The sequence below is a fragment of the Rhizobium sp. 18055 genome (genome assembly GCF_902706285.1).
GTDB lineage: Bacteria > Pseudomonadota > Alphaproteobacteria > Rhizobiales > Rhizobiaceae > Rhizobium.
On record NZ_CACSKD010000003.1, the window covers coordinates 491656 to 516349 of the forward strand.

Genomic DNA, 24694 nt, shown 5'->3' on the forward strand with positions numbered 1-24694 from the left:
TAAGGCGCAAGACAAATACTCTTCGCCCGTCCTCATAAAACAAAACCGATGGGCAGGGAAACCATGACCGGCAAAACAGTCACGCGCGCAGACTTGGCGGAATCCGTTTTTCGCAAAGTCGGTCTGTCCAGAACGGAATCGGCTGAGCTCGTGGAGACTGTGATCGACGAGATCTGCAACGCGATCGTTCGTGGTGAAACCGTCAAGCTTTCCTCTTTCGCGACCTTCCAGGTGCGTGACAAGAACGAGCGTATCGGTCGCAATCCGAAGACCGGCGAAGAAGTGCCGATCTCTCCCCGCCGCGTCATGACCTTCAAGGCTTCGAACGTTTTGAAGACACGAATCTTGAAGGCGCACACGATGCGCAAGGTCAAGCTGAAGCCGGTCAACCCGGCGTCCTGATTGCTGCCTTCCGGGGTGGAAAATGCACTCCCCTGAAATCTTCCGCGAACTTTCCTCAACGATTTCTGTGCTATTTCAAGATGTGACTTGAATTAGCCTTAGCAAGCCGTTGAAATGTGATGAGTCGCGGCTCAAACACATGTCGGTGTGCGAGCCCTTGCCTTGCCGCTGGACGGCAGGTGCAGCGCGCCTGAAGATCGCGTAGGGAGTGAAAAGTTGGACAAGAGCCCGGATGCTTTCCGCACCATCAGCGAGGTGGCGGACGACCTAGATCTTCCGCAGCACGTGCTGCGCTTCTGGGAAACCCGTTTTCCGCAGATCAAGCCGATGAAGCGTGGCGGCGGGCGCCGATACTACCGGCCCGAGGACGTCGATCTTCTGAAGGGCATCCGCCACCTGCTCTATGACCACGGATACACCATCAAGGGCGTCCAGAAGCTCCTGAAGACCAACGGCAACAAGTTCGTCATCGCTATCGGCCATGGCGACCTGGCCAGCGTCCAGGCGCTGACAGGGCAGCAGGAAGGTGATCCCGGCGAGCCACGGGTCGGCATTTCGGATGAAGATCAACTCGTCGGTCGCGCCAAGGCACCAGCCACCCGCCGTTTTTTCAATTTCGGCAGCGGCGAGGACGAGGCAGGCGAGGTGTCGCTCGGCAAGTCGAGCGTCGGCAAGGAAGACCGTGCACTGCTGCAGGAGGCGCTCTATGACCTCCTGGAATGCAAGCGCCTTCTCGATCAGGTTCGCTGAACGCAACCGGACACCCGCGGCGCGACGACCTCTCGTCGAACGCCGATCGGCAATCGTTGTCCATCCACACACAATTGAAGAGCATCGCCCACAAGGAGCCACGCGTGTCCGTTTCCGGAAAATCCTACGACGCCTTCCTGTTCGACATGGACGGGACGCTGCTCAACTCCATCGCCGTCGTCGAGCGTGTCTGGACCGGCTGGGCGGTAAAGCATGGGCTTGAGCCGGAAGTCTTCCTGAAGACCATTCACGGCATCCGCGCCATTGACGTGATCCGCAGCCTTGCCTTGCCGGGCGTGGATCCTATTCACGAAGCCAGGCTGCTGCTGGAAGAGGAAATGGAGGATGTGAGTGGGATCATCGAAATCCCGGGCGCGGTGTCCTTCCTGAACAGCCTGCCACCGGAGCGTTGGGCCATTGTCACCTCGGCGCCGATCGCGCTTGCGAGACAACGCATGACGGCTGCGGGCATACCGATGCCTGCCGTCATCGTCAGCGGCGAGGATGTTTCATCAGGCAAGCCCAGCCCGGCATGCTATCTGCTCGGCGCCGAGCGTCTTGGCGTCGATCCCGCAAAATGTCTCGTCTTCGAAGACGCGGTTGCCGGCATCCTGGCAGGCGAGGCAGCGGGTGCCGACGTGGTGGTTATCACCCAGACCCACGCCACGCCCTTTCAGACCCCGCATGCCTCGATGTCCGACTATGTCGGCTGCGGCGTCACGGTCGCCGAAGACGGACGCATCGGCCTGAAACGCTAGCCGTCACTGCTTGCGCGGCACGCCCTGCTTTTCCATGCGTTCAAGCGCAGCCAGCATCTTTGCCTTGACCGAGCCAAGCGTTCCCAGTTCATGCCCGCAGGTAAAGCAGGTAAGCATGTCGCTATCCAGCGGCTGCGGACGTTCGAATTTCATTCTGGTGTTCCTGCACTTCGGGCAGGGGATTTCGATTTCCATGGTGCGTCTCCCTGAGCATGAAATCCCCCAATAGTCAGAAGCCTCCGGAAGGGCAAGGTTTTTGAAGTCGGATGCGGCGTGGCATGCAGGACCGATGGCGTTGGCCGAAAAGAACAGATGAATTCTTCGGCCAGTTCGATTTTTCGCTTGCGCCGAAAATACCAAAAGACTAACAGGATCAGGCCGTAAAGGCAGGTCGGGGCGTAGCGCAGCCCGGTAGCGCACTTGACTGGGGGTCAAGGGGTCGCAGGTTCAAATCCTGTCGCCCCGACCATTTAGACAAAGTTTCGGTTGCCCCCAGGAGCCGAAATCAACCAAGTAAAACCTGCAACCTGTAACGGCGATTGAGATTGTCGATCGTCAGCGCGCGAATGACATGTCGTATTCGACAAATATTGGCGGCGATGCGGCGAGTATTGCATCGTCTGCAATGATAACCTAAAATAAAGATGCTGAAAAAACCTCGGCCGTCTCGAATAATGTCCTGAAATGTGCGATGGATATACAGGTGATGTTCGAGGTTTTGCATGATCGATATCGAGAATGCTGACATATTCCGGAAGAGTATTTCCGAATCGTTCTCCGCTTTAGTGGGCAATGCTGTCCGCTCGGGATGGGCGGAGCATGACGTTGCTCTGCTGTTGATGGAATTGGCCGAAGCTCATCTCATGCAGGTGGGTGCCGGGATCATCACCGAAGGCGCGCTTCTCGCTCTGCGCGCCCAGGACGGCTGCAAGAACTGAACGGTGTCTGCCGACGCCTGTGTTACAAAGCATCCCATCGCGTTCACATTCATATGTCCTGATGTAATCTGCGTTGATAATTCACGCTCCCGCGTGCATAGTTCCGGCATCGCCGGCTATGAAGGGCATCCGGTGATCGGCAGATCAACTCTGGAGCCCGGGCGGACAGATAGAGTGATGCTCAGATCCCCGATTTTGCCGCGTGATATGCCTCTGTTCCCAGCGGATCTTGATTTGCTGGCAAACGTGCTGAACGATCTCTGTCAGTTGCGTGGTCTATCGCGCAACACGCCTCAGGGCGAGCAGATCGCCGCTCATCTCATCGAATTGTTTCGGCAGGGCGTAAAGGATCAACAGAAACTCTACGCCCTTGCCAACGCCTATTTCTAGGCGTCATTTTTGCTCGATGGACACGCCATTCTGGCCGATGCTCATCTCGATGCCTTCAGGCTTCGTCTGCTCGTGATAGATATACGCACCAAGACCACCGACGACGACAATCAATGCGCCGATGACGAAATACAGGCCGTTTGAACTTCTCAAGAAAATACCCCCTCAACATTTTGATATTGCGCGGGCTTAACGCAAAGGTCTGGATTTTGTTCCAGCCGTCAGTCGTCATTTGCTGAGTTTAGATTTTCGGGGCGAATTCCCTCATCGCTGCTGGCGCGCGCCTTCAGCCTGACACCCGGCCCACCTTCGTCGTGATTGCCGCTCGCTATGAACAGCACGCCACCGGCTTCGAGCGCTTGCTTGACAGCGAGAAGCGCCTGCGGTTCGCCCTGCGTCTCGTCCCGCTCCAGGGTTTCAATCGTTGCGACAGGCAAACCGGAAGCGGCTGCCAGTTGCTCTTTGCTCATGCCCGTCATGGCGCGGGCGGCGCGTATTTGCATTGCTATGATCATCAGGGAAGTCTAGCGCGCCGGCGGCAGTTCTCAAGAGGCTCAGCGGCGGCTGAGCGCTATCTGGCTGCTGATATGTCGGGCCTCAAGCGCTGAACATCCCCAGACCACCCCGAAAAGCAGGTAGACGTGGCGCCAGTGATCGATGTCGATGACATTGCCGATGGTGGCATGACCGAGCACGCCGATCCAGCCAATCATCAGATAGGGCTGCCAGGGACGGTCCTTGAGGAGGTTCTTGAAGCCGAGATAGAGCGTCCAGCAAAGCATGCCGATATAGCTGGTAAATCCGAGCCAGCCATAGGTGGTCAGCGACTTCAGCCAGATGTTGTGCTCGTCCTCGGGAAAGATCGTGCCGAACACCATGGGGCCGATCCCGAGCGGCCGCTCCATCATCATCGTGAAGCCGATGCGGTGGCGCTCGAAGCGGCCGAGATGCTCGCCGTCATACTGCTGCACCAATTGTGCGCGGGTCGAAAACAGGTCGCTCACCTTCGGAAACTGCAAAGCAATCACCAGTGACACAACCATCATCAGGATCGCCGCCAGCGACAGGACAAGGATGCGCAGCCGAAAGGCGCCACTGCGCTCCTTGAGCAGCATCACGAAGATCAGCAGCGCGATCCCGAGAAGGAACAGGCCCCAGGCGGCGCGCGAGAATGACAGGAACACGCCGAGTGCCAGAATGAGGAGGGCCGCCGCCTTGATCGGCGCGGTCCGCAATTGCCCCGTCAGGATGCCATGCACGAGGTAGAGGGAAGGGGGCACCAGAAACGGGCCGAACACGTTCGGGTCCTGAAACGCACCCTTGGCGCGATCGTAGAGCGTGAAGACCTCGGAACCCGGAAAGGCATGAAAATAACCGAGGATACCAAGCATCGAGGTGATGACGGCGGCAAATGTCCAGGCGTTGAAGATCAGCGGCAGCCTGCGATGACTGTCCTCGATGATCGCCGCATAAAAGACAGCGGTCAAGGCAAGGAAGCTCGATACCGCCACATACATCGGCCCGTCGGCGAGGTCCTTCATCTGCGTCAGCGATAGCATCCCGCCGACGTTGAAGGTCAGCAGCAGCGCCAGCAACGGAGCGGTATAGCGTGAAATGCGCAGGCCAAGGATAAACCACAGCCCGACCAGCGCTGCCATCCAGAGCTCGTAGGGTGCCGGCTCATCGATGACGAACCCCGACAGGAATACGCCGAAGGCCACGGCCGCCGAGCCGATCAGGCGCAGCGCTGCCCGTTGTGGATGGATAACCCGCGGATATGTCGCCTCGATCGTGCTCAATAGGCATTTTCCGTGTTGAGCAGCCGGAATGGCGTCAGGAACAGTATCTTCAGATCGAACCAAAGCGACCAGTTCTCGATGTAGTAGAGGTCGTAGGCGGTGCGGAACTTGATCTTGTCGTCATTATCGACTTCGCCGCGCCAGCCATTGATCTGCGCCCAGCCGGTCACGCCGGGCTTGACGCGGTGGCGCGCGAAATAACCTTCCACGACGTCACCGAAAGCGCGGTCGCGCGCCTGAGCCAGGACTGCATGAGGGCGCGGACCGACCAGCGAGAGATCGCCGCGAAGCACGTTGAACAGTTGCGGCAGCTCGTCGATCGATGTCTTGCGGATAAACCGTCCGACTTGCGTCACCCGCGGATCGCCCTTCGTCACGGCGGCCTTGCCGGTCGGGTCACTCATGTCGGTGTACATCGAGCGGAACTTGAAGACGTTGATCACTTCGTTGTTGAAGCCGTGGCGCTTCTGCATGAAGAACACCGGCCCCTTCGACGTTGCCTTGATGGCAACAGCGGTGGCCAGCATGATCGGCCAGAGCAAGGCAAGGGCAACGATCGCGAAGAAAATGTCGAAGCAGTTTTTCGCGACAGAATCCCAGTCGCGAATCGGCTTGTTGAAGATATCGAGCATCGGCACCGAGCCGACGTGAGAATAGGCGCGCGGCCGGAAACGCAGGCGGTTGGCGTGCGCGGCAAGGCGAATATCGACGGGCAGCACCCAGAGCTTCTTCAGCAGCTGCAAAATGCGCGCCTCGGCGCTTAGCGGCAGCGCAATGATCAACATGTCGATCCGCGTCAGCCGTCCGAATTCGACAAGCTCCGCGATCGTCCCAAGCTTCGGATAACCTGCCACCATTGTCGGCGAGCGTTTTTCTCCGCGGTCGTCGAAGATGCCGCAGATGCGGATGTCATTGTCGGGCTGCTGTTCCAGCAGGCGGATGAAATCCTTGGCAGGCTGGCCACCACCGACGAGAACCGCACGGCGCTCCATGATGCCGTTTCGTGCCCAGTTGCGAATGCCATAGCCGAGCAGAAGGCGCGATCCGACTAGAAACACCGCAGCAAGACCGAACCAGGCAAGATACGAGTGCAGTTGCGGCGCGCTGACATGGCTGACGATAGCGATCATCGCGATCGTGCTGCCGAACACCAGCGTGAACGTCAAGAACACCTTCGGCAGCAGGCGCAAGCGCGCACGAAGTGCCGGAATGGAATATGTATCGGCCGTCTGCAGGGCAAGAACCAGCAAGGCGCTGATGAACGCCGCCGTCATGGCCCGCACGAGGAATGTCTCGTCCGTATCCACCCATATCAGGTAACTGAGGAGCCCGATCCCGAACTGCGACAGGAACTCCAGCAACCGGAACTGACCGATCATGATCGCAGGGGTTCGTGTTCCGTCACTGAACTGCTCGGCAATCTGGCGCGCATATTCGTTGAGAGGCTCTTGCGGAGGCTTCCCGTTGGCATCGTCACTGCGCTGATTGACGTCGGAAACTTGCTTGCGCAGGGTCTCCAGATCGAATTGATCGCTGTTCTCTGCCTTGTTCATGAGGCTACCGCCGCTGTTTCACCATCGGGTGATAACAGAAAGGCCCTAAGAAACGTTTACGAGTCAGCTGTCGATGACTGGCCGATTTTGCGCCCAAGCAGGTCGTGATACAATTTCAGCACATCTTTCGCCATGACTGACGCAGAGAAAACCGACCGGACCTGTTCGATCGAAGGCATCGCCTTGTCGTGCCATCCGGGAATGCGAATGGCATCTGCCATCACCCGTGCAAGGTCGTCGGAATTATCGGGCGCCACCAATGCCAGGCTATCCTTGCCGAGCGCTTCCGGAATGCCCCCGACGCGGGTGGCGATGATCGTCTTGCCGGCACCGAGCCCCTCGAGCACGATGTAGGGCATGGCTTCGGCCCGCGACGGCACGACGAGGTTCTGCGACATCGAGAACGCCTGTTGCACACGCATCGACGGCAGCATGCCGATGCGCTTGCCGAGACCACGCTCGATCATCATGTCGCGATAGCGGTCGCGGTCCGGTCCGTCGCCGATCATCAGGGCCGAAAGCGGCCGGCCGACAAGGCGTTCGGTCTTGGCAAATGCATCCACAAAAAGGTCGGGACCCTTAAGGTCCCGCAGCATTCCAATATAGATGAAGTGGACGGCATCTGACCGGGTGGGGACCAACTCGAAGTCCCGCTCGCTGATGCCGTTGTAGATCAGCCGTGTCTGCGTTCTCGGGTGGCCGATCCTTTTTGCATAGGTGTCGCGCTCGTATTCGCAGATGAACACCAGTGCGTCGGTGAGGTACTCCAGCAAGCGCTCCATGCGCAGCACGAACTGCCCCAGCAGCGAGGAGCGGGAGTAATGCAGGCTTCCGCCGTGCGCTGTGTAGAGGCGGGCAACGCAATACCTGTTCACCCGCAGGGCTGAGCCGGCTAGTCGCGCGAGCACGCCGCCTTTGGCGCCGTGTCCGTGCAGCACATCCGGCCGCAAACTTTTGATCTTCTTGTAGGCGTCCCAGAGCACGCCGATATCGGAAAAACTGACAGAGCGCCGGATCGGCACCCGTGTCAGGCCAAGCGCCAGATAAGGGCGGATATCATCGAAAAGGGCGTCCTCGTGTTCGCCACCTGTCGTGCTGTCGCAGAGAATTCCGACTTCGTGCCCGGCCTTGCTGTGTTCGATCACCAGATCGCGCACGTGTCGGAAGATTCCGCCGACCGGGGACCTGAAGCAGTGAATAATGCGAAGGGGGCGCTGCTCGCTCATCTACGATCAGAACAGCCGTTCGCGGATGTAGAGTGTGTCGCCGGCAATAACGGCCGATGAGATATTGACGCGCCCGGTCATCACCTGGCCGTTGATCTTTCGCGTCACATCCACGGTGCTCTGGTTTGCACGGGGGGTGAAGCCGCCGGCAATCGCGATTGCATTCTGTGCGGTCATCCCGGGCACGTAGGCATATTGGCCCGGCTGGCCGACTTCGCCCATGATAAAGATGGATCGATAGCGATCGACATCGATCGTGACATCGGGGTCCCTGAGATAGCCTTGCTTGAGCTTCTGGGCGACCTGACCGGAAAGCTGCTGAAGCGTGCGCCCACGCGCCGGCACCTGGCCGATGAGCGGGAAGGCGATGTAGCCGGCCTGGTCGATCGTATAGGTGTTGGTCATGCTCGGCTGGTCGAACACGGTGATGCGAAGCCTGTCGCCGCTGTCCAGCGAATAAGGTTGAATTGTCGCCTGGTTGAAGGCGCGCGGCGCAGGCTGATAGCTGTTGCAGCCGCTGAGAGTCACGGTCATGGCGGCAAGGCTCAAAGCCATCAGGAGTTTGGGCTGCACCACGGGCATCTAGCTTCTCACAGGAAACGAACTTCTTCCCTCCGTTATCGATCCGTTAGGGTTAATGACCGGTAAAGGCGGCCGGCAATTTCGCTTTTTCTTATGCAGGGAGCGCCGGGCGGCGACACCGGCAAACATTAACTGTTGGGTTACTATAGTCGTTTACCCTTGCGGCACCTTTGTTCTTGGAGTGCGAGCATGTCCGGCGTAGTGGGTCATCAGGACGTTGATATCGATCTTGGCCAGCTGGTCCGTGGCGTTTGGGCCCGTCGGCTGAAGGTCGTGGCCATCACGCTGCTCGGGGCAGGGGTCGCCTTTACCGGCGCCAAGATGATCTCGCCGAAGTATCGCAGCGAAACGCGCATCCTGATCGAGCCGCGCGCACCGGCCTTTGCCACAGCACAGACGACGGATGCGAGCGCGAGCCCGCTCCTTGATGAACTGAATATCGCCAGCCAGGTACAGCTCCTCCAATCTGCCGATCTGATCAAGCAGGTCATCAGCAGCCAGAAGCTCTACGATCTTCCAGAATTCGATGCGGCGGCCAACAGCTCCGCGCTCGGCGACATCCTGATCGCCCTTCATCTGAAGAAGAGCCCGCTCGAAAATCCGCCCGAAGAGCGCGTCATCGATGCCTTCGTCGAGCGTTTGCAGGTCTATCAGGTGCCGGGCTCGCGGGTCATCGGCATCACCTTCACCTCAAAGGACCCAACGCTCGCTGCGACGATCCCGAACGCAATGGCGGCAACCTATCTCTCAAAGCAAAGCGGCGCAAAGCTCGACTCCAACTCGGAAGCCACGCGCTGGCTGGAGCCGGAGATCGATACCCTGCGCACCAAGGTCAGCGACGCCGAGCGCAAGGTTGCCGAATATCGCGCCGAGCACGGCCTGCTGCCAACCAACGGCGGCGGCAATTTCCAGACCCAGCAGCTCAATGACGTCTCGGCAGAGCTGACGCGTGTTCGCGGCGAGAGGGCCAATGCCGAGGCGCGTGCCCAGTCGGTCCGCAACGCCCTGTCCTCCGGCGAACCCTCCGATACGCTGCAGGACATCATGTCATCGCAGTCGATCCAGCGCCTGAAGGGCACGGAATCCGGCCTGCAATCGCAGATTTCCGATCTGCAGACATCCTTGCTCAACAACCATCCGCGTCTGAAGAGCCTGCGCGCCCAGCTTGCCGACATCAAGACGCAGATTCGTCAGGAAACGCAGAAGATTCTGGCGAGCATCGAAAACGAGGCCAAGGTCGCGACGCTTCGCGAACAGGAACTCGATCAGCAATCCAACAAGGTCAAGGCCAACAGCGCCCAGGCAGGCGAAGACGAAGTCGGTCTGAACGCGCTCGAGCGCGAAGCGACAGCCCAGCGCCAACTGCTTGAAACCTACCTGTCGCGCTTCCGCGAGGCTGCCTCGCGCGCCGACAAGAATTCCAGCCCGGCCGATGCCCGAATCGTCTCGAACGCCATCCAGCCTGTCGATCCGTATTTCCCCAAGGTCGTGCCGATCGTCGTCGTCGCAGCCGTTGCGACCTTCATCCTGACGTCGATTGCGATCATGCTGGCGGAACTGTTCAGCGGCCGTGCATTGCGCCCGACTTCGGTCCCGCAAGTCGAAGAGCGTGCCGAGGACGAGATCATCGACCCTGCAGCCTCCACATCGCAGGTGCCTCCCACACAGCCGACGCGCCTGGTAACGCCGAGCATGCTCGCTGTGCCTGAAGAGGAAGCGGAGGAAGACCCTGCCGATGAGGTCGTTGACGAAGAGCCGGAGGATGACAACGAATTCTCCGTGGCCTCTGTCGCGCACTATCTGATCGGCAGCCGCGCACCGCTTGCCATCGCAATTTCACCGACTGGTGACAATGGTTCGGCGGCGACGGTCTCGCTTGCACGCAGGCTCGCCTCGTCAGGCGCGCGTGTCGTTCTGGTCGACATGACCGGCTCCGGCTACCCGACCGATCTGATGGCGCAGGGGCGTTCGCTCCCCGGTGTCACCGACCTGCTTTGCGGCGAGGCGGCGTTTGGCGATACCATTCATGGCGATCACATCTCCGACGCCCACTTCATTCCGCAGGGTGTCAGCGATATGCGGCGCGCCATGCGTGGTGCGGACCGTCTTTCCCTGCTGCTGGATGCTCTGTCGTCGGCCTATGATCTGGTGCTCGTGGAATGCGGCGCGGCCGATGTCGCAGGCGTTTCCAGGCTGACCCAGAGCAAGACGGTGGAGATTATCCTGTCGATGCCTGAAATCGTCGAGAGCGAATTCGTCGCGGCAATGACCAGCTTCGAAGAGGCGGGTTACGAGCGCGTCGTGCTGATGTCCGGCGGCAACGACGACGCCGATACAGCCATTGCCCAGCAGGCGGCCTGATCAGACGCCGACAAACCTGCGCAGGCGCTGGGCGGCCCGGTATAGCCGCTGCTGTGATTTGATATAGGCCTTGCTGCGGGTAATGGCCCGGTGCACCGCGCCTGCAGCCATGCCGCGGGCGGTGATCGGCAGGACCACGTCATGATGTTCGGTCTCGGCAGGTGCCCAGGAGCGCTTGTAGCCCTGATCGCCGAGCCCGAAGTCGAACAGGCTGACGCCCTTGCCGTGTAGTCCGGATATCATCTGCCAGAACAGGAACTCTCCCGGGCTCGCATCCGCCGCGACACTCTCGTCGATCGCACTGAACTGGCAGATCACATGATCGCCTTTCCGTGAAATGCCGGCGATCGCTGCCAGATGGCCGGCATGTTCGCCCTTCAGCTGGATCGCATGCATCTCGAGACCGCACAGACCATGGTCCGCGTCGCGGATATCGATGGCGCCATGAAGGAACGCCTCCGTCTCCGCATCGGCAAACACATCAGGCAGGCCCATCGCCTTGAAGCGTTCGCCCTTCAGCCGGAAGAATTGATCGAGGAGCGCGTGCTGATCCTCGATATTTCCGCCAGCGACATAATCGAAGCCACCCAGTTCCTCCAGCCGCTTCGACTGGACCCGGAATTTCTTTCGGCGGTTCTTCGCGTTCAACTGCTTGAGCGTGGTTTCCATGCTGTCGAACAGCGGCAGCTGATAGGCATGGTTCTGGTTTTGCACCATCGGCAGCATCGCAAGGGGATTGGCCCGCCCACGCCATATCAGCGGAATGTTCTGCAGCAGCAACAGATCTGCCTGGCCGGAAAGCGCGCCGGAAAATTGCGCTGTAAACCGACGCGCATCGAGTGCGTCGCTGGCCTCGGCAAAATCGGCTGAGAACAGACCGGTGTTGATGTTGCTGTGATCGGCGCCGATAAACTTGGCAATCCTGACTCCGCGCGATCGGACGATCTCCACCGGAAGGATAAAGATGGTTCGCCCGCCCGCCCGGCCTCTGATGATCGCAAGCGGATTGCCGTAGGCTTTGGCCCAGGACGCACACCAGTCGTAGCCCTGATGCAGCGAATTCAGATTGTCGCGCTCGAGCGCACGCCAGTCCTGCTCGATCTCCTGCATCGAGTCGACAAAGTCGACCTCGATGGCATCGACGGCAAGCCTTGCATTCAGCTCTCTCAGCTTCGCGACACCCGCATCGGCATCTGGTGCGATGTCACGCGGCGCGGAGCCGACTGGAAGCTTCTGCGTCTGCACGGGCGTTCTCCGGTCAAAAGTGCTGAGCCAGGAAAATAGAGAAGGTGAGCATCAATATCGTTTATGAGAAGGCTGCTGCCGCCTTTTCCGTCAATCACGGTTATCCCGTGATTAATTCCTATTGCTGCTTCGGACCAGCCATCCACTTGATGATCACCATCGCCGGCAGCACCCAGAGCAGCCCGGTCAGCGAGAAATAGAGCAGGTGACCCCACCACGGCGCATTGCCGAGGGTGGCAACAGCGATCGTGTTTGCGATCAGCGCATAGAAAAGCACGAGGACGACGATGAGGATGGTGCCGATGAACTTGCGAAGGCGGACGGGCATCTGTTGAATTCCGGTATGGGACTTGTGCAGGCCACCGCGACGGCATGCCGCAAATGTTCAGGCTTGTTTTGCATCAGTGGCTAAGGCAAATCAACTGTCGGAACGAAGGAGTCCTCCCATGGCCGTCGCCGATATCACCACCGAACAGGAAATCTTGCGCCAGGTGCGCAGGCAGGACGGCAATCGTCGGGCTGTGCGAATATGGCTCGGCTTCGTTCTCCTGGCGCTGTTCTGTCTGGTGATTGTCGGCGGCGCCACGAGGCTGACCAATTCCGGCCTGTCTATCACCGAATGGAAGCCGATCCACGGCGTTATCCCGCCGCTGAACGCCGCCGGGTGGGAAGAGGAATTCAAGCTCTATCAGCGCATTCCCGAGTTCCAGCAGTTGAACAGCGATATGACGGTCGATCAGTTCAAGGGTATCTTCTGGTGGGAATGGGCGCACCGCCTGATTGCGCGCGGCATCGGCATCATCTTCGCGCTGCCGCTGCTCTACTTCTGGGCGACCGGCAGGATCGAGAAACGTCTGCGCTGGCCGCTGGTTGGCATCCTGGCACTTGGCGGGTTTCAGGGGGCCGTCGGCTGGTGGATGGTCTCGTCGGGCCTGACCGCGCGCACCGATGTCAGCCAGTACCGTCTCGCGACCCATCTCGTCATGGCCTGCCTGATCTTCGCATCGTGCATGTGGATCATGCGTGCCCTGACGCCGCATTCCGACGATGCACCGCCGACGAGAAATGCCCATATCTGGGCTGGCGTGATCGCAGCCATGACGCTCTTCCAGATCTATCTCGGTGCCCTGGTCGCGGGCCTCGATGCCGGGTTCAGCTACAATACCTGGCCATTGATGGACGGCGCCATCGTGCCCTCGGATCTCCTGATCCAGCATCCTGCCTGGATCAACTTCTTTGAAAACCCGAAGACCGTGCAGTTCATCCACCGCCTCGGCGCCTACGCGCTTCTGGCCGTGACCTTCCTCAACATGATCATTACGCTCAACGCCGCGCCCTCGACGACGCATGCGCGCCGTGCGGTGGTGCTCTTCGTGCTCGTGATGCTCCAGGCGTTGATAGGGATCGCTACGCTGCTGATGCAGGTGCCGCTTGACCTGGGGTTGCTGCATCAGGGCGGCGCTCTGGTTGTCTTCGGCTTCGCGCTGGCGAACTGGCGCGGTTTCTACGGCGAGTATCCGCACGTAACGACTATTTCCGAACGCGATTGATATGGCGCTTTGCCGCGGTGGATATCGCCGTGGCTTGGGCAAGGTGCGGTCGCGTTACCTCACCGGCAAGCGCCAACCGGCCGGTGGATGGATATCGGCGACGACGCTGACGGCCCTGCGGCATCTCGGCGGCAGGCGCCAGCACGCGAGCACTCCCGCAAGCACGGGATATCCCGTTATGGCGTAAGGATCGGAGCGGCGCTTCCATCCTACTGTTGCCTGACGACGAAGCCAGAGATCAGATCGAAACGCGAGAGTCCGGCCTCGTGGAAAGCTCCAGCGGATAGGCCGGCAGAGCCGTGTATCGATACGATCGGCCACTGCCCGTTCCACAAAGATCCGCTGCCGCCTGCTTTGTAGTTGGAAGCAGCTTCTGCCTCTCCAATCCAGCACCCCAAACGAAAAAATCCGGCCGCGTCACCGCAGCCGGATTTCAATCAGCCACGTCCGAAAATCAATCTCAGAAAAAACCGCGGCGCTGCCACCAGCCAGCTTTCTTAGGCTTGCCGTCGCCATCGGTGGCTTCGGCGCTCGACGACTTCACAGTCGGCTCGGAGGATGAGATGTTCGATCCGCGGTTGGCGCGGACAGGCTTTGCATCTTCGTCAGCGGGCGCTTCGAGGTCGGCAACAGCCTCAGCCGTTTCCGGCTCAGCTGCGGGAGCCACTTCGGCGACCGGTGCGGCAGCAACTTCAGTCACTGGCGCCACTTCGGCTTCGATCACAGGCTCTTCGACCGGGGACGCCTTGCGGCTACGACGAGCACGCTTCGGCTTCACGTCTTCAGTCACAGACGCGCCGGTTTCGACAGCGGCCATGGCTGACTGAGCTTCGACAGCCTCTTCAGCAACAGCCTCGACGACAACCTCTACAGGCGCATTAACGGCAGCAGGTGCATCGATCGTCTCCGCTGTGTCAGCGATCTCGGCAGCGGCAGCAACGTCATCGACGCCACCTTCGCTGTCGGCGCTCTCGTCGCCGCCTTCTGCGCCTTCAACACCGTCTTCACGGTTGCGACGACCGCCCCGCTTGCCACGACGGCGGCGCTTGCGGCGCTGTGCGTCGTCGCCTTCGGCGCGATCTTCTGTGGCGTCGGAAGCGGATGCATTGTCGGCATCATCACCGTCTTCGTCACCGTCGTCTTCATCGCCAGCCTGCTCGGAGCCGGCCTCGTCGGAAGCCTGCTGCTCGGTGCCGCCATTGCGACCACGACGACGCCGGCGACGCTTGCGCTTGCGGCCATCACCTTCGCCCTCGGTACGGGCAGCAGCAGCCGGGCGTTCAGCCGTAGCAGCTGGCTTCTCTTCCATCTCTTCGTCTTCGTCCTCATCCATCTCGATGACGACATCATCGTCGTCGTCTTCAGGAATGGCAGCAAAGTTGAAGAGTGTTTCGATCTTGACGGGGTTCTCGACAGCCTCACCGCGATCGATCGCGAAGTGCTGCGCACCGACGGCGCCATCGGCATCGATGATGATCGCGACGCCGAAGCGGGCTTCATAATCGATGATCGTCTGGCGCTTGTGGTTCAGCAGGTAGAGCGCGATCTCGGGCGTGGTGCGGACCGTGATATCGTGCGTCGTGTTCTTCAGCAGATATTCTTCGATACCGCGCAGCACGTGCAGCGCAACGGAGGACTGCGAACGAACGTGACCGCTGCCGCCGCAATGCGAGCAGACCTGGGTGGTCGATTCGAGAACCGAAGCGCGAATACGCTGGCGCGACATTTCGAGCAGGCCGAAATGCGAGATGCGGCCGACCTGGATACGGGCGCGGTCGTTCTTCAGGCATTCCTTCAGCTTCTTCTCGACGGCGCGGTTGTTGCGCTTTTCTTCCATGTCGATGAAGTCGATGACGACGAGGCCTGCAAGGTCGCGAAGGCGAAGCTGACGGGCAACTTCGTCTGCGGCTTCAAGGTTCGTCTGCAGAGCGGTGTCTTCGATCGAGTGCTCGCGGGTCGAACGGCCCGAGTTGACGTCGATCGAAACCAGCGCTTCCGTCTGGTTCAGGATCAGGTAGCCACCCGACTTCAGCGTCACCTGCGGCTGCAGCATCCGGTCGAGCTGCGCTTCGATGCCGGAACGCGCGTAGATCGGGTGAATGTCGCGGTAAGGCTGAACCACCTTGGCGTGGCTCGGCATCAGCATCTTCATGAAGTCTTTCGCTTCACGATAGCCTTCTTCGCCGGAAACGATGATCTCGCTGATGTCCTTGTTATACAGGTCGCGGATCGAGCGCTTGATCAGCGAGCCTTCCTCGTAAACGAGGCAAGGGGCGGTCGATGCGAGCGTCAGCGTGCGGACGTTTTCCCAAAGGCGCATCAGGTATTCGAAGTCGCGCTTGACTTCGACCTTGGTGCGGTTGGCGCCGGCGGTGCGCAGGATGACGCCCATGCCCTGCGGCACTTCCAGCATCCGTGCGATTTCCTTCAGGCGCTTGCGGTCCTGCGGGTTGGTGATCTTGCGGGAGATACCGCCGCCCCGTGCGGTGTTCGGCATCAGAACCGAGTAACGGCCTGCCAGCGAAAGGTAGGTGGTGAGGGCAGCGCCCTTGTTGCCACGTTCTTCCTTGGCGACCTGAACGAGCAGGATCTGGCGACGCTTGATGACTTCCTGGATGCGGTACTGCTTGCGCGGCTTGCGCTGCACGCGATCTGGAACTTCTTCCATCGCATCTTCGGCGCCGACGTTCTCGATCACTTCTTCTTCGTGATCATGATCGTCGTCGTCTTCGTCGTCACCGCCGCGGCGGCGTGCATCGACGTCTTCGGAGATCGTGTCGGTCTCGACCATGGCAGCCATTTCGCCACCATTGGAGCCCTCGTCGTCGGACGAAGCAGCAGCGTCGGCTTCGCCGGTCGCTTCGGCTTCAGCAGCCGGAACAACCTTCTTGCGGCTGCGGCGCGGCTTGGCAGCCTTCTTCACAGGCGCTTCTTCCGCAGCTTCAACCACCTCGGCGGCTTCAGCGTTCTCGACGACCTCTGCAACCGGCTCGTCCCGGGAGACGATTCCGATGTCGGGCTGTTCCTGGTTGGCCGGATCGTTCATCGGCGCTGTTTCGACGTGCTCGACGTCGTCGTCGCGGCGATGCTCTTCAGCTTCGGCGCGCAGCAGGGCCTGACGGTCCGCCAGCGGGATCTGGTAATAGTCGGGGTGGATTTCGGCAAAGGCCAGGAAGCCATGCCGGTTGCCGCCGTAATCGACGAAAGCGGCCTGTAGCGAGGGCTCGACCCTCGTTACCTTTGCGAGGTAGATGTTGCCGCGAATTTGCTTCTTGTGTTCAGATTCGAAGTCAAATTCTTCTATGCGGTTTCCGCGAACGACAACGACGCGCGTCTCTTCCTCGTGAGACGCGTCGATAAGCATTTTGTCTGCCATGTAAGCTGAGCTCCTCGGCGCAGTCGAACGTCAGCATGCTCCACTGTCGATAAGGCAGAAAGAGTGCGGTCCGTCATAGCAGCGCCGGATAGTGAAAGTCGCGATTGGTGCGGTGTGGAAGGCAGCAGCCAGACAGCAGCGGGGAAACTTTTCTCCCGGGGCCTGTAGACTTCAGATAAAACCTGCTGCGACACCATCAAAGACCAAGCGAGATCGACAAAACAAAGACCTTATTCAGGTCCGATGAGTTTGCTCTCTCTTTAAAGAGCGGTTGGTGGCAATCCACCGATGAAGTTTCCGCGTAATCCGGAAAATTCAGGATCCATTGTCGAGTGTCAGCATGTAAGACGGCGGACGATTGCCGGTTGTGGCGCCAGGTCCTATGCGGTTGGCTGCCTTGTCGGCGACTCTATCCCGTCAGTGCTTCTACCCTGAAATTGCTTGTATGTTTTCTCCGTCACAATAGCAAGGGAAAAGCCAAATGTGCCATAATATTGATGGATTTGCAGGCGCATAAAAAATAGCGCTGGACGAGGCAATTCGGTCGCGATGACTGTGGCAATTGTTCTCTGTCGCAATCGCGTGTATCGCAGGCGTCAGGCATTCATGGCAATTGGGGTATGGCAGTCGGTTGTGTAACGGAACGCGGCGCGCACCGGTAAAATCCGGATTGCGGACGAAAAGAATCAGGGCGTGGCTGTTTGCAGTCGCTGTGGCAGCAACGGCATCGGCTTCGCTTGTCAGCCATATTGCCCTGGCCGCCGGTGAAAAGCGGCTGCTTGCCTATGGCGCGCGCATCGTCGGCGACGACGCCAGAACCCGTATCGTCATCGATTTCGACCGGCCGCCGACGTTTTCGATCCACTACATCGCCAACCCCGAACGTGTGGTGATCGATCTCCCGGCCACCGCCTTCGGTTTTCCTGCGAAGGATCTCGAGGCGAGGGGGCTCTTCAAGGACATTCGATACGGCACGATGGACGAGGACAGCGCCCGCATCGTGTTGACGGCGACGAAGCCGGTTCGTATCGGCTTGGCAAAGGTCCAGGTCGATGAGGGCGGCAAGGGCCAGCGTCTCGTGCTCGAAGCCGAGATGACAGACAAGGCGAAGTTCGACGAACTGGTCAAAGCCCAGTCATGGGACGAGCAGCCGTCATCGCAGACCACCAGCACCATCCCTTCGCCTGAAAAGCCCGGCAGCGGCGATTTTATCGTCGCCGTGGATGCGGGGCACGGCGGCATCGATACCGGCGCCATTGGCGTTGATACCAAGACCCAGGAGAAGGACGTCACGCTCGCCTTCGCCAGGATACTGGCTGATCGGCTGAACCGTGAGCCCGGCATCAAGGCGTTTCTGACGCGCACGGATGATTCGTTCCTGTCCTTGTCTCAACGCGTCGAGATCGCCCGGCAGAACCATGCGGCACTCTTCGTCTCGATGCATGCCGACACGCTGCGCCAGAAGGATATTCGCGGCGCCACCGTCTACACCATCTCCGACAAGGCATCCGACAAGCTCGCCGCCGATCTTGCCGATCGCGAAAACCTCTCCGACCAGATTGCCGGCACGGCGACGACAACGGAACCACCCGAAGTGGCCGACATCCTGCTCGACCTGACGCGCCGGGAAACCCAGGCCTTCTCGATCTCGCTGGCCGAAAGCGTGCTGGCGTCCTTCAAGGATCAGGTCGGCACCATCAACAACCCGCATCGTCATGCCGGTTTCCGCGTCCTGCAGGCGCCGGATGTTCCCTCGATCCTCTTGGAACTCGGTTTTCTCTCCAACCGGGAAGATGAGAAACTGCTGTTGGACGATGCCTGGCGAACGAAGATGGGTGGCCTGCTGACCGAGGCCGTAAAGCACTATCGCGCCGCGATGGTCGCCAATGGCGGCTGAATGGGGCGTGGCCGAGATGTGACACTTTCCTGATGTAACGGTGTACGACGGTGGGAATTGCAGGCAATAGCCCTACTTTCCTCACATTGACGCCATTACTCACGGCTATGTTTCCATGTGCAAAACGGAATTGGCTTGTGGCCGCAACGCGCATGGAGTAATTCGCGCAACGTGCAAAATGCCACGATCCATGCGATTGTTATGCGCGCGCCGATCGACAATTGAGATACCGGTAGCTTAAGATATGATCAGACTTCTTGGATATTTCTTCGGAGCGGCTTGCGTCCTGTTCCTGGGCGTGGCGGCGGTCGTTGCGATCTACCTGTCCAACGTCGCGAAGGATCTCCCCGATTACGCCGTGCTGAGCAGCTACGCGCCGCCGGTGACGACGCGTGTGCATGCCGGCAACGGTGCGCTGATGGCCGAATACGCCAAGGAGCGCCGCCTGTTCCTGCCGATCCAGGCTATTCCCGATCGCGTCAAGGCTGCCTTCCTCTCTGCCGAAGACAAGAATTTCTACAATCATCCGGGCGTCGATCTGACCGGCCTTGGACGTGCCGTTCTCGTCAACTTGCAGAATTTCGGCTCCGGCCGCCGCCCGGTCGGCGCTTCGACCATCACCCAGCAGGTTGCCAAGAACTTCCTTCTGACATCGGACCAGACGATCGACCGCAAGATCAAGGAAGCCATCCTCTCGTTCCGTATCGAGCAGGCGTATAGCAAGGACAAGATCCTTGAGCTTTATCTCAACGAGATCTTCTTCGGCCTGAATTCCTACGGCATCGCCAGCGCTGCACTCACCTATTTCGACAAGTCGGTCACCGAGCTCAGCATCTCTGAAGCGGCCTACCTCGCATCGCTCCCCAAGGGCCCGGCAAACTATCATCCATTCCGCCACCCCGAGGCTGCCCTTGAGCGCCGCAACTGGGTCATCGATCGCATGGTCGAAAACGGCTATGTCAGCCCGTCGGATGGTGCCGAAGCCAAGACGCAGCCGCTGGGCGTCACCGGCCGCAACAGCGGTCCCTCTCTGTTTGCCTCCGGCTACTTCGCCGAAGCCGTCCGCCGCCAGTTGATAGACCAGTATGGCGAAAAGTCTCTCTATGAAGGTGGCCTGTCCGTCCGCACCTCGTTTGACCCGCAATTGCAGGTCTTTGCCCGCAAGGCGCTGCAGGATGGCCTGATCACCTATGATGAGCGCCGCGGTTTCCACGGGCCGCTGAAGCAGATCGACACGACATCCGACTGGGGCAAGGCGCTCGCCGACATCCCGGCGCTCTCGGATGTGCCGGAATGGCAGCTGGCCGTCGTGCTGGCCGTTGCCGACGACAGCGTCGATGTCGGCTTGCAGCCGCAAAAGGACGGTGCCGGCAAGGTTCCGGCCGAACGCGAGCGCGGCGTCATCGAAGCAAAGAACATGCAGTGGGCCTATCGCTCGGCAACCGGCGGCAAGACCGCCAAGTCGCCGCAGGGCGTGCTGTCTGCCGGCGACGTCGTGTTCGTCGAACGCCTCGGCGGCGACAGCTCGACATCCTATCGCCTGCGCCAGCCGCCAAAGGTCGGCGGCGGTTTCGTGGCGATGGACCCGAAGACCGGCCGCGTGCTGGCCATGGTCGGCGGCTTTTCCTACGCCCAGTCGGAATTCAACCGCGCCACGCAGGCCATGCGCCAGCCGGGTTCTTCCTTCAAGCCATTCGTCTACGCAGCCGCCATGGACAACGGCTACACGCCGGCCTCTGTCGTCAGCGACGATCCGCTGGAGATCCAGACCGGCAACGGCCAGGTCTGGGCACCTGACAACTATGAAGGCGAGGGCGGTGGCGCCAACACGCTGCGCTTCGCCATCGAGCACTCGCGCAACCGTATGACCGTGCGCCTCGCCAACGACCTCGGCATGAATGTCGTCGCCGAATATGCCGAACGTTTCGGCATCTACGATCACATGATGCCGGTTCTTGCCATGTCGCTCGGCTCCGGCGAAACGACGGTGCTGCGCATGGTCTCGGCCTATTCTGTCCTTGCCAATGGCGGAAAGCAGATCAAGCCGACCCTGATCGACCGTATCCAGGACCGTTACGGCAAGACCATCTTCAAGCACGAAGAGCGCGTCTGCGAAGGCTGCAATGCCAGCGACTGGCAGAACCAGGACGAGCCGAACGTGGTCGATAACCGCGAAACCGTTCTCGATCCGATGACCTCCTACCAGATCACCTCGATGATGCAGGGCGTCATTCAGCGTGGCACCGCCGCCGGCAAGGTTCAGCTCGGCGAGCGCGATGTTGCCGGCAAGACCGGCACCACCAACGATGAAAAGGATGCCTGGTTCGTCGGCTTTACGCCCGATCTCGTTGCCGGCCTCTATATCGGCTTCGACAGCCCATCGACGCTCGGCCGCGGCGGCACCGGCAGCTCGCTATCGGCGCCGGTGTTCAACGAATTCATGCAGGCAGCTGTCAAGGACATGCCGGTCTCTAAGTTCGTCATCCCGGCCGGCATGAACCTGATCTCGATCGACCGCAAGACCGGCATGGCCGCGACGCAGGGTGATCCGAACACCATCATCGAAGCCTTCAAGCCCGGCACCGGCCCTGCCGACAGCTACTCGGTCATCGGCATGGACAATACGATGGCGCCGGAAGAAATCCTCAAGACCTCGCCGCAGGCAAACCAGGCGGTCCAGTCGGGCGCCGGCGGCCTCTACTAAACATTTGCGCAAATACGTGTGGCGGTCGCGGCTCTTTACATCCGCGGCCGCCACAACTATTTGACGGACGACTTTCAAGGCAACGCAAAGAAGCGGAAAAATGCGAGCGGAAATCCAGAACGTAGTTGATGAAACCAAGCAGGCTATCACCCTGCTGAGGAGGCATCTTTGACTGGGATCAGGCGGTAAGACGACTGGACTGGTTGAACAACAAGTCAGAGGATCCCAACCTCTGGAACGATGCCACCGAAGCACAGAAGCTGATGCGCGAGCGCCAGCAGCTCGATGACGGCATCAGTGGCGTGAAGCGCTTCGAACAGCAGCTGAACGACAATATCGAGCTCATCGAGATGGGCGAGGAAGAAGGCGATGCAGATGTCGTCAAGGAAGCCGAAGACGCGCTCAAGGCGCTGAGGACGGAGGCTGCCCGCCAGCAGGTCGAAGCCATGCTCTCAGGCGAGGCCGACAGCAACGACACCTACATCGAAGTTCACTCCGGCGCCGGCGGCACCGAAAGCCAGGATTGGGCGAACATGCTTCTGCGCATGTACACCCGCTGGGCCGAACGCCAGCGCTACAAGGTTGAGCTGCTTGAAGTGCATGACGGCGAAGAAGCCGGCATCAAGTCCGCGACGCTTCTGGTCAAGGGCCATAATGCCTATGGCTGGATGAAGACGGAATCCGGCGTTCACCGCCTCGTGCGCATCTCGCCATACGACAGCAACGCGCGCCGCCACACGTCCTTCTCGTCCATCTGGGTCTATCCCGTCATCGACGATTCGATCCAGATCGATATCAACGAAGGCGACTGCCGCATCGACACCTACCGATCGTCGGGCGCCGGCGGCCAGCACGTCAACACGACGGACTCGGCTGTGCGTATCACGCATATTCCGTCGGGCATCGTCGTGCAGTGCCAGCAGGAACGCTCGCAGCACAAGAACCGCGCCAAGGCGTGGGACATGCTGCGTGCCCGCATGTACGAAGCCGAACTGAAGAAGCGTGAAGACGCAGCCAGCGCCGAAGCGGCCTCCAAGTCCGATATCGGCTGGGGCCACCAGATCCGCTCCTACGTCCTGCAGCCCTACCAGTTGGTCAAGGACCTGCGCACCGGCGTCACCAGCACGGCACCCGACGATGTGCTCGACGGCGAACTGAACGAATTCATGGAAGCAGCGCTTGCGCATCGCATCAGCGGCAAGCCGGATGCCATGGTCGACGACGTCGATTGATCGATCCTATGCAGAAGATGTCGAAAAGGCCCCACGCGGGGCCTTTTTTGATTCCGATCGCGAGATGCTTCAGTGGCCGGATTTTTCGACGCTGATATCTCCGAATTCGTCGATCAGGACCGTCCAGCTGTCTGCGTCACCATCCGGATGGGTCTTCAGGTAGACCATCGCGAACAGGCCCGGTTCGTTCAGGCGGCCGGTCGAGTTTTCGGGGCGGATGTCGGTCACATAAGGGTTGAGATCGTTCAATTCCTGTACTTCTACCGTCGAGACGATCTCGGGCCCGGTGTCGGTCTGCGCGATTTGCTGCAGGTAGACTTTGGCGGTGCGATCGGATTGGCGAACGGCAAACAGCTTGTAATAGCCATGCCGGGCTTTCGGCTGTGTTGTCGCTGGCTGGGGCGCTGCTGCGGGCACGCTGTTGGCGGCAGGCGACGAGCCTCGAACCGGGGCCCGTGCGACGGCCGGCGCGCTGCCGTCGTCTTCCCAGTAACCCGTGCTGGTCGCAAAGGTAATGGCAGCCGGCAGAATCGGATCTGCGGCATCGTCGGCATGTGCTAAAAGCGGCCATCCGGCCACCAGCAACGCGCATAGTGTCAAACGCTGACGGCCCATCGCTCAATCCTCGAACTGCTCGGCAAGGATGCGGTCCGACCACGACCGGTCAGGGTCGGAAAGAATCCGGGCCGTCATGTGTTCGGATTGGGCGATACGGATATGCAGCACCGATTTCACCTCGGAATTGTCGGCAACCGCGTTCACCGGGCGCTTGTCCGGTTCGAGAATATGAATATCGACGGTTACCTTGTTCGGCAGCAGCGCCCCCCGCCAGCGGCGCGGACGAAATGCGCTCACCGGCGTCATGGCGAGCAGCGGTGCATCCAGAGGCAGGATTGGTCCATGTGCCGAAAGATTGTAGGCCGTAGAGCCGGCAGGCGTGGCAACCATCAGCCCGTCGCAAATCAGCTCTTCCAGCCGCACGACGCCATCGACCTCGACCCTGAGTTTGGCTGCCTGGTAGGATTGGCGAAACAGGGACACCTCGTTGATCGCCAGCGCCGTGTCGCTGGTCCCATCGGCATTCGCTGTGGTCATCCGAAGCGGTCGGAACGTGTTCTCGACGGCTGCATTGATCCGCTCGCGCAACGCGTCCGTCCGGTACTCGTTCATCAGGAAACCGACGGAACCGCGGTTCATTCCGTAGACCAGCCTGCCGGAGTTCATCGTGCTATGCAGCGTCTGCAGCATGAAGCCATCGCCGCCAAGCGCCACGATCACATCGGCTTCCTTGGCCGGAACATCGCCATAAAGGCGAATCAACTCGTCGCGCGCGGCAAGCGCCTCGCTTGCCGGAGAAGCCAGGAAACAGAGGGTCTGAAACGATAAGCTCATGCAATGCCCTTTATGAAGTCCGCCTAGCTAAATGATAATGGCGTGGCGCGACAAGGCATTTTAAGGTCGCGGCAGCGCGCCGAGGCCATTCATTTCAACATCTAAGGAGTAAATGGTGCCCCCGCCAGGGTTCGAACCCGGGACCCCCTGATTACAAATCAGGTGCTCTACCAACTGAGCTACAAGGGCAACGCCCGCCAATTACCAGATTCTGCCGTCCTGTAAAGAAAAAATCCGCGCGACATTTCATTTCGCTCATGGATTTCAACAGGCGTTTGCGCAAGCGCTAGTTTTGAGCGGTCTGGCGCACGCTCGATTGCAGATGGTCGCCGCTCTCACCCATGCCGCCGCCCGACGAGGGCATGGTGGCAATGCTCAGAACCGAGACAACCATCAGAGCGATGACAACGATCATTATTCGCAAGCGAATTCTCCTTCAAAATCGAGAGAGAAACGCAAGCAGGGCTATTCGGTTCCCCAGCGCCGATTTCGGCGCCTATTGCATGGGCGGTGGTGGCGGCTGGGGATTGGGGCTGGTG

The 24694-nt window shown here is 60.1% G+C and carries 23 protein-coding genes and 2 tRNA genes; 11 read left to right on the forward strand and 14 right to left on the reverse strand.

The features are described from left to right. The first annotated feature begins 63 nt into the window (after positions 1–63). The 3 genes from GVL52_RS08645 to GVL52_RS08655 all read left to right on the forward strand — a co-directional run bounded on the left by GVL52_RS08645 (position 64) and on the right by GVL52_RS08655 (position 1910). Complete coding sequence (locus GVL52_RS08645; protein ID WP_160005826.1) at positions 64–402, forward strand: integration host factor subunit alpha; 339 nt, start codon at positions 64–66, stop codon at positions 400–402. Between the two features lie 216 nt (positions 403–618). Next, positions 619–1152: a MerR family transcriptional regulator gene (locus GVL52_RS08650; RefSeq protein WP_160005828.1), complete on the forward strand. Its 534-nt coding sequence runs from the start codon at positions 619–621 to the stop codon at positions 1150–1152. Positions 1153–1256: 104 nt separating this feature from the next. After that, complete coding sequence (locus GVL52_RS08655; protein WP_368735330.1) at positions 1257–1910, forward strand: HAD family hydrolase; 654 nt, start codon at positions 1257–1259, stop codon at positions 1908–1910. A gap of 3 nt (positions 1911–1913) precedes the next feature. Here GVL52_RS08655 and GVL52_RS30355 read toward each other — a convergent pair whose 3' ends face one another. Then, positions 1914–2063 (reverse strand): hypothetical protein, encoded by a 150-nt coding sequence (locus tag GVL52_RS30355; RefSeq protein ID WP_200847788.1) that lies wholly within the window; start codon positions 2061–2063, stop codon positions 1914–1916. A 239-nt stretch (positions 2064–2302) separates the two neighbouring features. Here GVL52_RS30355 and GVL52_RS08660 point away from each other — a divergent pair. The 3 genes from GVL52_RS08660 (at position 2303) to GVL52_RS08670 (ending at position 3238) form a co-directional block, all read left to right on the forward strand. Then, positions 2303–2379: transfer RNA gene (locus GVL52_RS08660), tRNA-Pro, on the forward strand. Positions 2380–2632: 253 nt separating this feature from the next. After that, positions 2633–2848 carry a hypothetical protein gene (locus tag GVL52_RS08665; protein WP_160005830.1) on the forward strand — a complete coding sequence of 72 codons (216 nt, stop codon included), beginning with the start codon at positions 2633–2635 and terminating at the stop codon, positions 2846–2848. Between the two features lie 177 nt (positions 2849–3025). Beyond that, the gene (locus GVL52_RS08670; protein WP_160005922.1) at positions 3026–3238 is read left to right on the forward strand and encodes a hypothetical protein; all 213 of its coding nucleotides are present in this window, start codon (positions 3026–3028) and stop codon (positions 3236–3238) included. 3 nt (positions 3239–3241) lie between these two features. Here the strand turns inward: GVL52_RS08670 and GVL52_RS30360 are convergent, their stop codons facing one another. The 6 genes from GVL52_RS30360 to GVL52_RS08695 form a co-directional block, all read right to left on the reverse strand. Continuing rightward, the gene (locus GVL52_RS30360) at positions 3242–3391 is read right to left on the reverse strand and encodes a hypothetical protein (protein ID WP_200847789.1); all 150 of its coding nucleotides are present in this window, start codon (positions 3389–3391) and stop codon (positions 3242–3244) included. Between the two features lie 68 nt (positions 3392–3459). Beyond that, positions 3460–3753, reverse strand: coding sequence for a helix-turn-helix domain-containing protein (locus GVL52_RS08675; protein ID WP_160005832.1), 294 nt, complete (start codon positions 3751–3753; stop codon positions 3460–3462). 39 nt (positions 3754–3792) lie between these two features. Beyond that, positions 3793–5037 (reverse strand): O-antigen ligase, encoded by a 1245-nt coding sequence (locus GVL52_RS08680; RefSeq protein WP_160005834.1) that lies wholly within the window; start codon positions 5035–5037, stop codon positions 3793–3795. After that, positions 5034–6590, reverse strand: a complete 1557-nt coding sequence (locus tag GVL52_RS08685) for an undecaprenyl-phosphate glucose phosphotransferase (protein ID WP_160005836.1) — start codon at positions 6588–6590, stop codon at positions 5034–5036. The genes GVL52_RS08680 and GVL52_RS08685 overlap by 4 nt, the downstream gene beginning before the upstream one ends. Before the next feature lie 56 nt (positions 6591–6646). Next, on the reverse strand, positions 6647–7816 hold the full coding sequence (locus GVL52_RS08690) for a glycosyltransferase family 4 protein (RefSeq protein WP_160005838.1): 1170 nt from the start codon (positions 7814–7816) through the stop codon (positions 6647–6649). A 6-nt stretch (positions 7817–7822) separates the two neighbouring features. Beyond that, positions 7823–8398 carry a polysaccharide biosynthesis/export family protein gene (locus GVL52_RS08695; RefSeq protein WP_160005840.1) on the reverse strand — a complete coding sequence of 192 codons (576 nt, stop codon included), beginning with the start codon at positions 8396–8398 and terminating at the stop codon, positions 7823–7825. 189 nt (positions 8399–8587) lie between these two features. Here GVL52_RS08695 and GVL52_RS08700 point away from each other — a divergent pair, with 189 nt between their 5' ends. Continuing rightward, entirely contained in the window at positions 8588–10759 is a 2172-nt protein-coding gene (locus tag GVL52_RS08700; RefSeq protein WP_160005842.1) for a GumC family protein, read from the forward strand. Here GVL52_RS08700 and GVL52_RS08705 read toward each other — a convergent pair whose 3' ends face one another. Then, positions 10760–12004: a GNAT family N-acetyltransferase gene (locus GVL52_RS08705; protein WP_160005844.1), complete on the reverse strand. Its 1245-nt coding sequence runs from the start codon at positions 12002–12004 to the stop codon at positions 10760–10762. A gap of 118 nt (positions 12005–12122) precedes the next feature. Next, positions 12123–12332, reverse strand: coding sequence for a DUF2842 domain-containing protein (locus GVL52_RS08710; protein WP_160005846.1), 210 nt, complete (start codon positions 12330–12332; stop codon positions 12123–12125). Between the two features lie 118 nt (positions 12333–12450). On the opposite strand from GVL52_RS08710, the gene GVL52_RS08715 reads away from it, so the two are divergent. Continuing rightward, entirely contained in the window at positions 12451–13554 is a 1104-nt protein-coding gene (locus GVL52_RS08715) for a COX15/CtaA family protein (RefSeq protein WP_160005848.1), read from the forward strand. Between the two features lie 460 nt (positions 13555–14014). Here the strand turns inward: GVL52_RS08715 and GVL52_RS08720 are convergent, their stop codons facing one another. Beyond that, the gene (locus GVL52_RS08720) at positions 14015–16930 is read right to left on the reverse strand and encodes a ribonuclease E/G (RefSeq protein WP_160005850.1); all 2916 of its coding nucleotides are present in this window, start codon (positions 16928–16930) and stop codon (positions 14015–14017) included. 670 nt (positions 16931–17600) lie between these two features. Between GVL52_RS08720 and GVL52_RS08725 the strand changes: the two genes are divergently transcribed. From GVL52_RS08725 to prfB, 3 genes are all read left to right on the forward strand, one after another. Beyond that, positions 17601–18827, forward strand: a complete 1227-nt coding sequence (locus tag GVL52_RS08725; RefSeq protein ID WP_244619114.1) for an N-acetylmuramoyl-L-alanine amidase — start codon at positions 17601–17603, stop codon at positions 18825–18827. A gap of 244 nt (positions 18828–19071) precedes the next feature. Then, complete coding sequence (locus GVL52_RS08730) at positions 19072–21531, forward strand: penicillin-binding protein 1A (RefSeq protein ID WP_160005854.1); 2460 nt, start codon at positions 19072–19074, stop codon at positions 21529–21531. 100 nt (positions 21532–21631) lie between these two features. Beyond that, positions 21632–22763 (forward strand): peptide chain release factor 2 gene (gene prfB / locus GVL52_RS08735; RefSeq protein ID WP_160005856.1). Its coding sequence is split into 2 segments (ribosomal slippage): positions 21632–21700 and positions 21702–22763, totalling 1131 coding nucleotides; the frame shifts between segments, so codons are not numbered across the junction. A gap of 69 nt (positions 22764–22832) precedes the next feature. Here the strand turns inward: prfB and GVL52_RS08740 are convergent. The 4 genes from GVL52_RS08740 to GVL52_RS08755 form a co-directional block, all read right to left on the reverse strand. Then, entirely contained in the window at positions 22833–23378 is a 546-nt protein-coding gene (locus GVL52_RS08740) for a hypothetical protein (RefSeq protein ID WP_160005858.1), read from the reverse strand. 3 nt (positions 23379–23381) lie between these two features. After that, positions 23382–24155, reverse strand: a complete 774-nt coding sequence (locus GVL52_RS08745; protein ID WP_160005860.1) for an NAD kinase — start codon at positions 24153–24155, stop codon at positions 23382–23384. A 113-nt stretch (positions 24156–24268) separates the two neighbouring features. Then, positions 24269–24344: transfer RNA gene (locus GVL52_RS08750), tRNA-Thr, on the reverse strand. Between the two features lie 97 nt (positions 24345–24441). Further along, positions 24442–24579: a hypothetical protein gene (locus GVL52_RS08755; RefSeq protein WP_160005862.1), complete on the reverse strand. Its 138-nt coding sequence runs from the start codon at positions 24577–24579 to the stop codon at positions 24442–24444. Between the last annotated feature and the right edge of the window lie 115 nt (positions 24580–24694).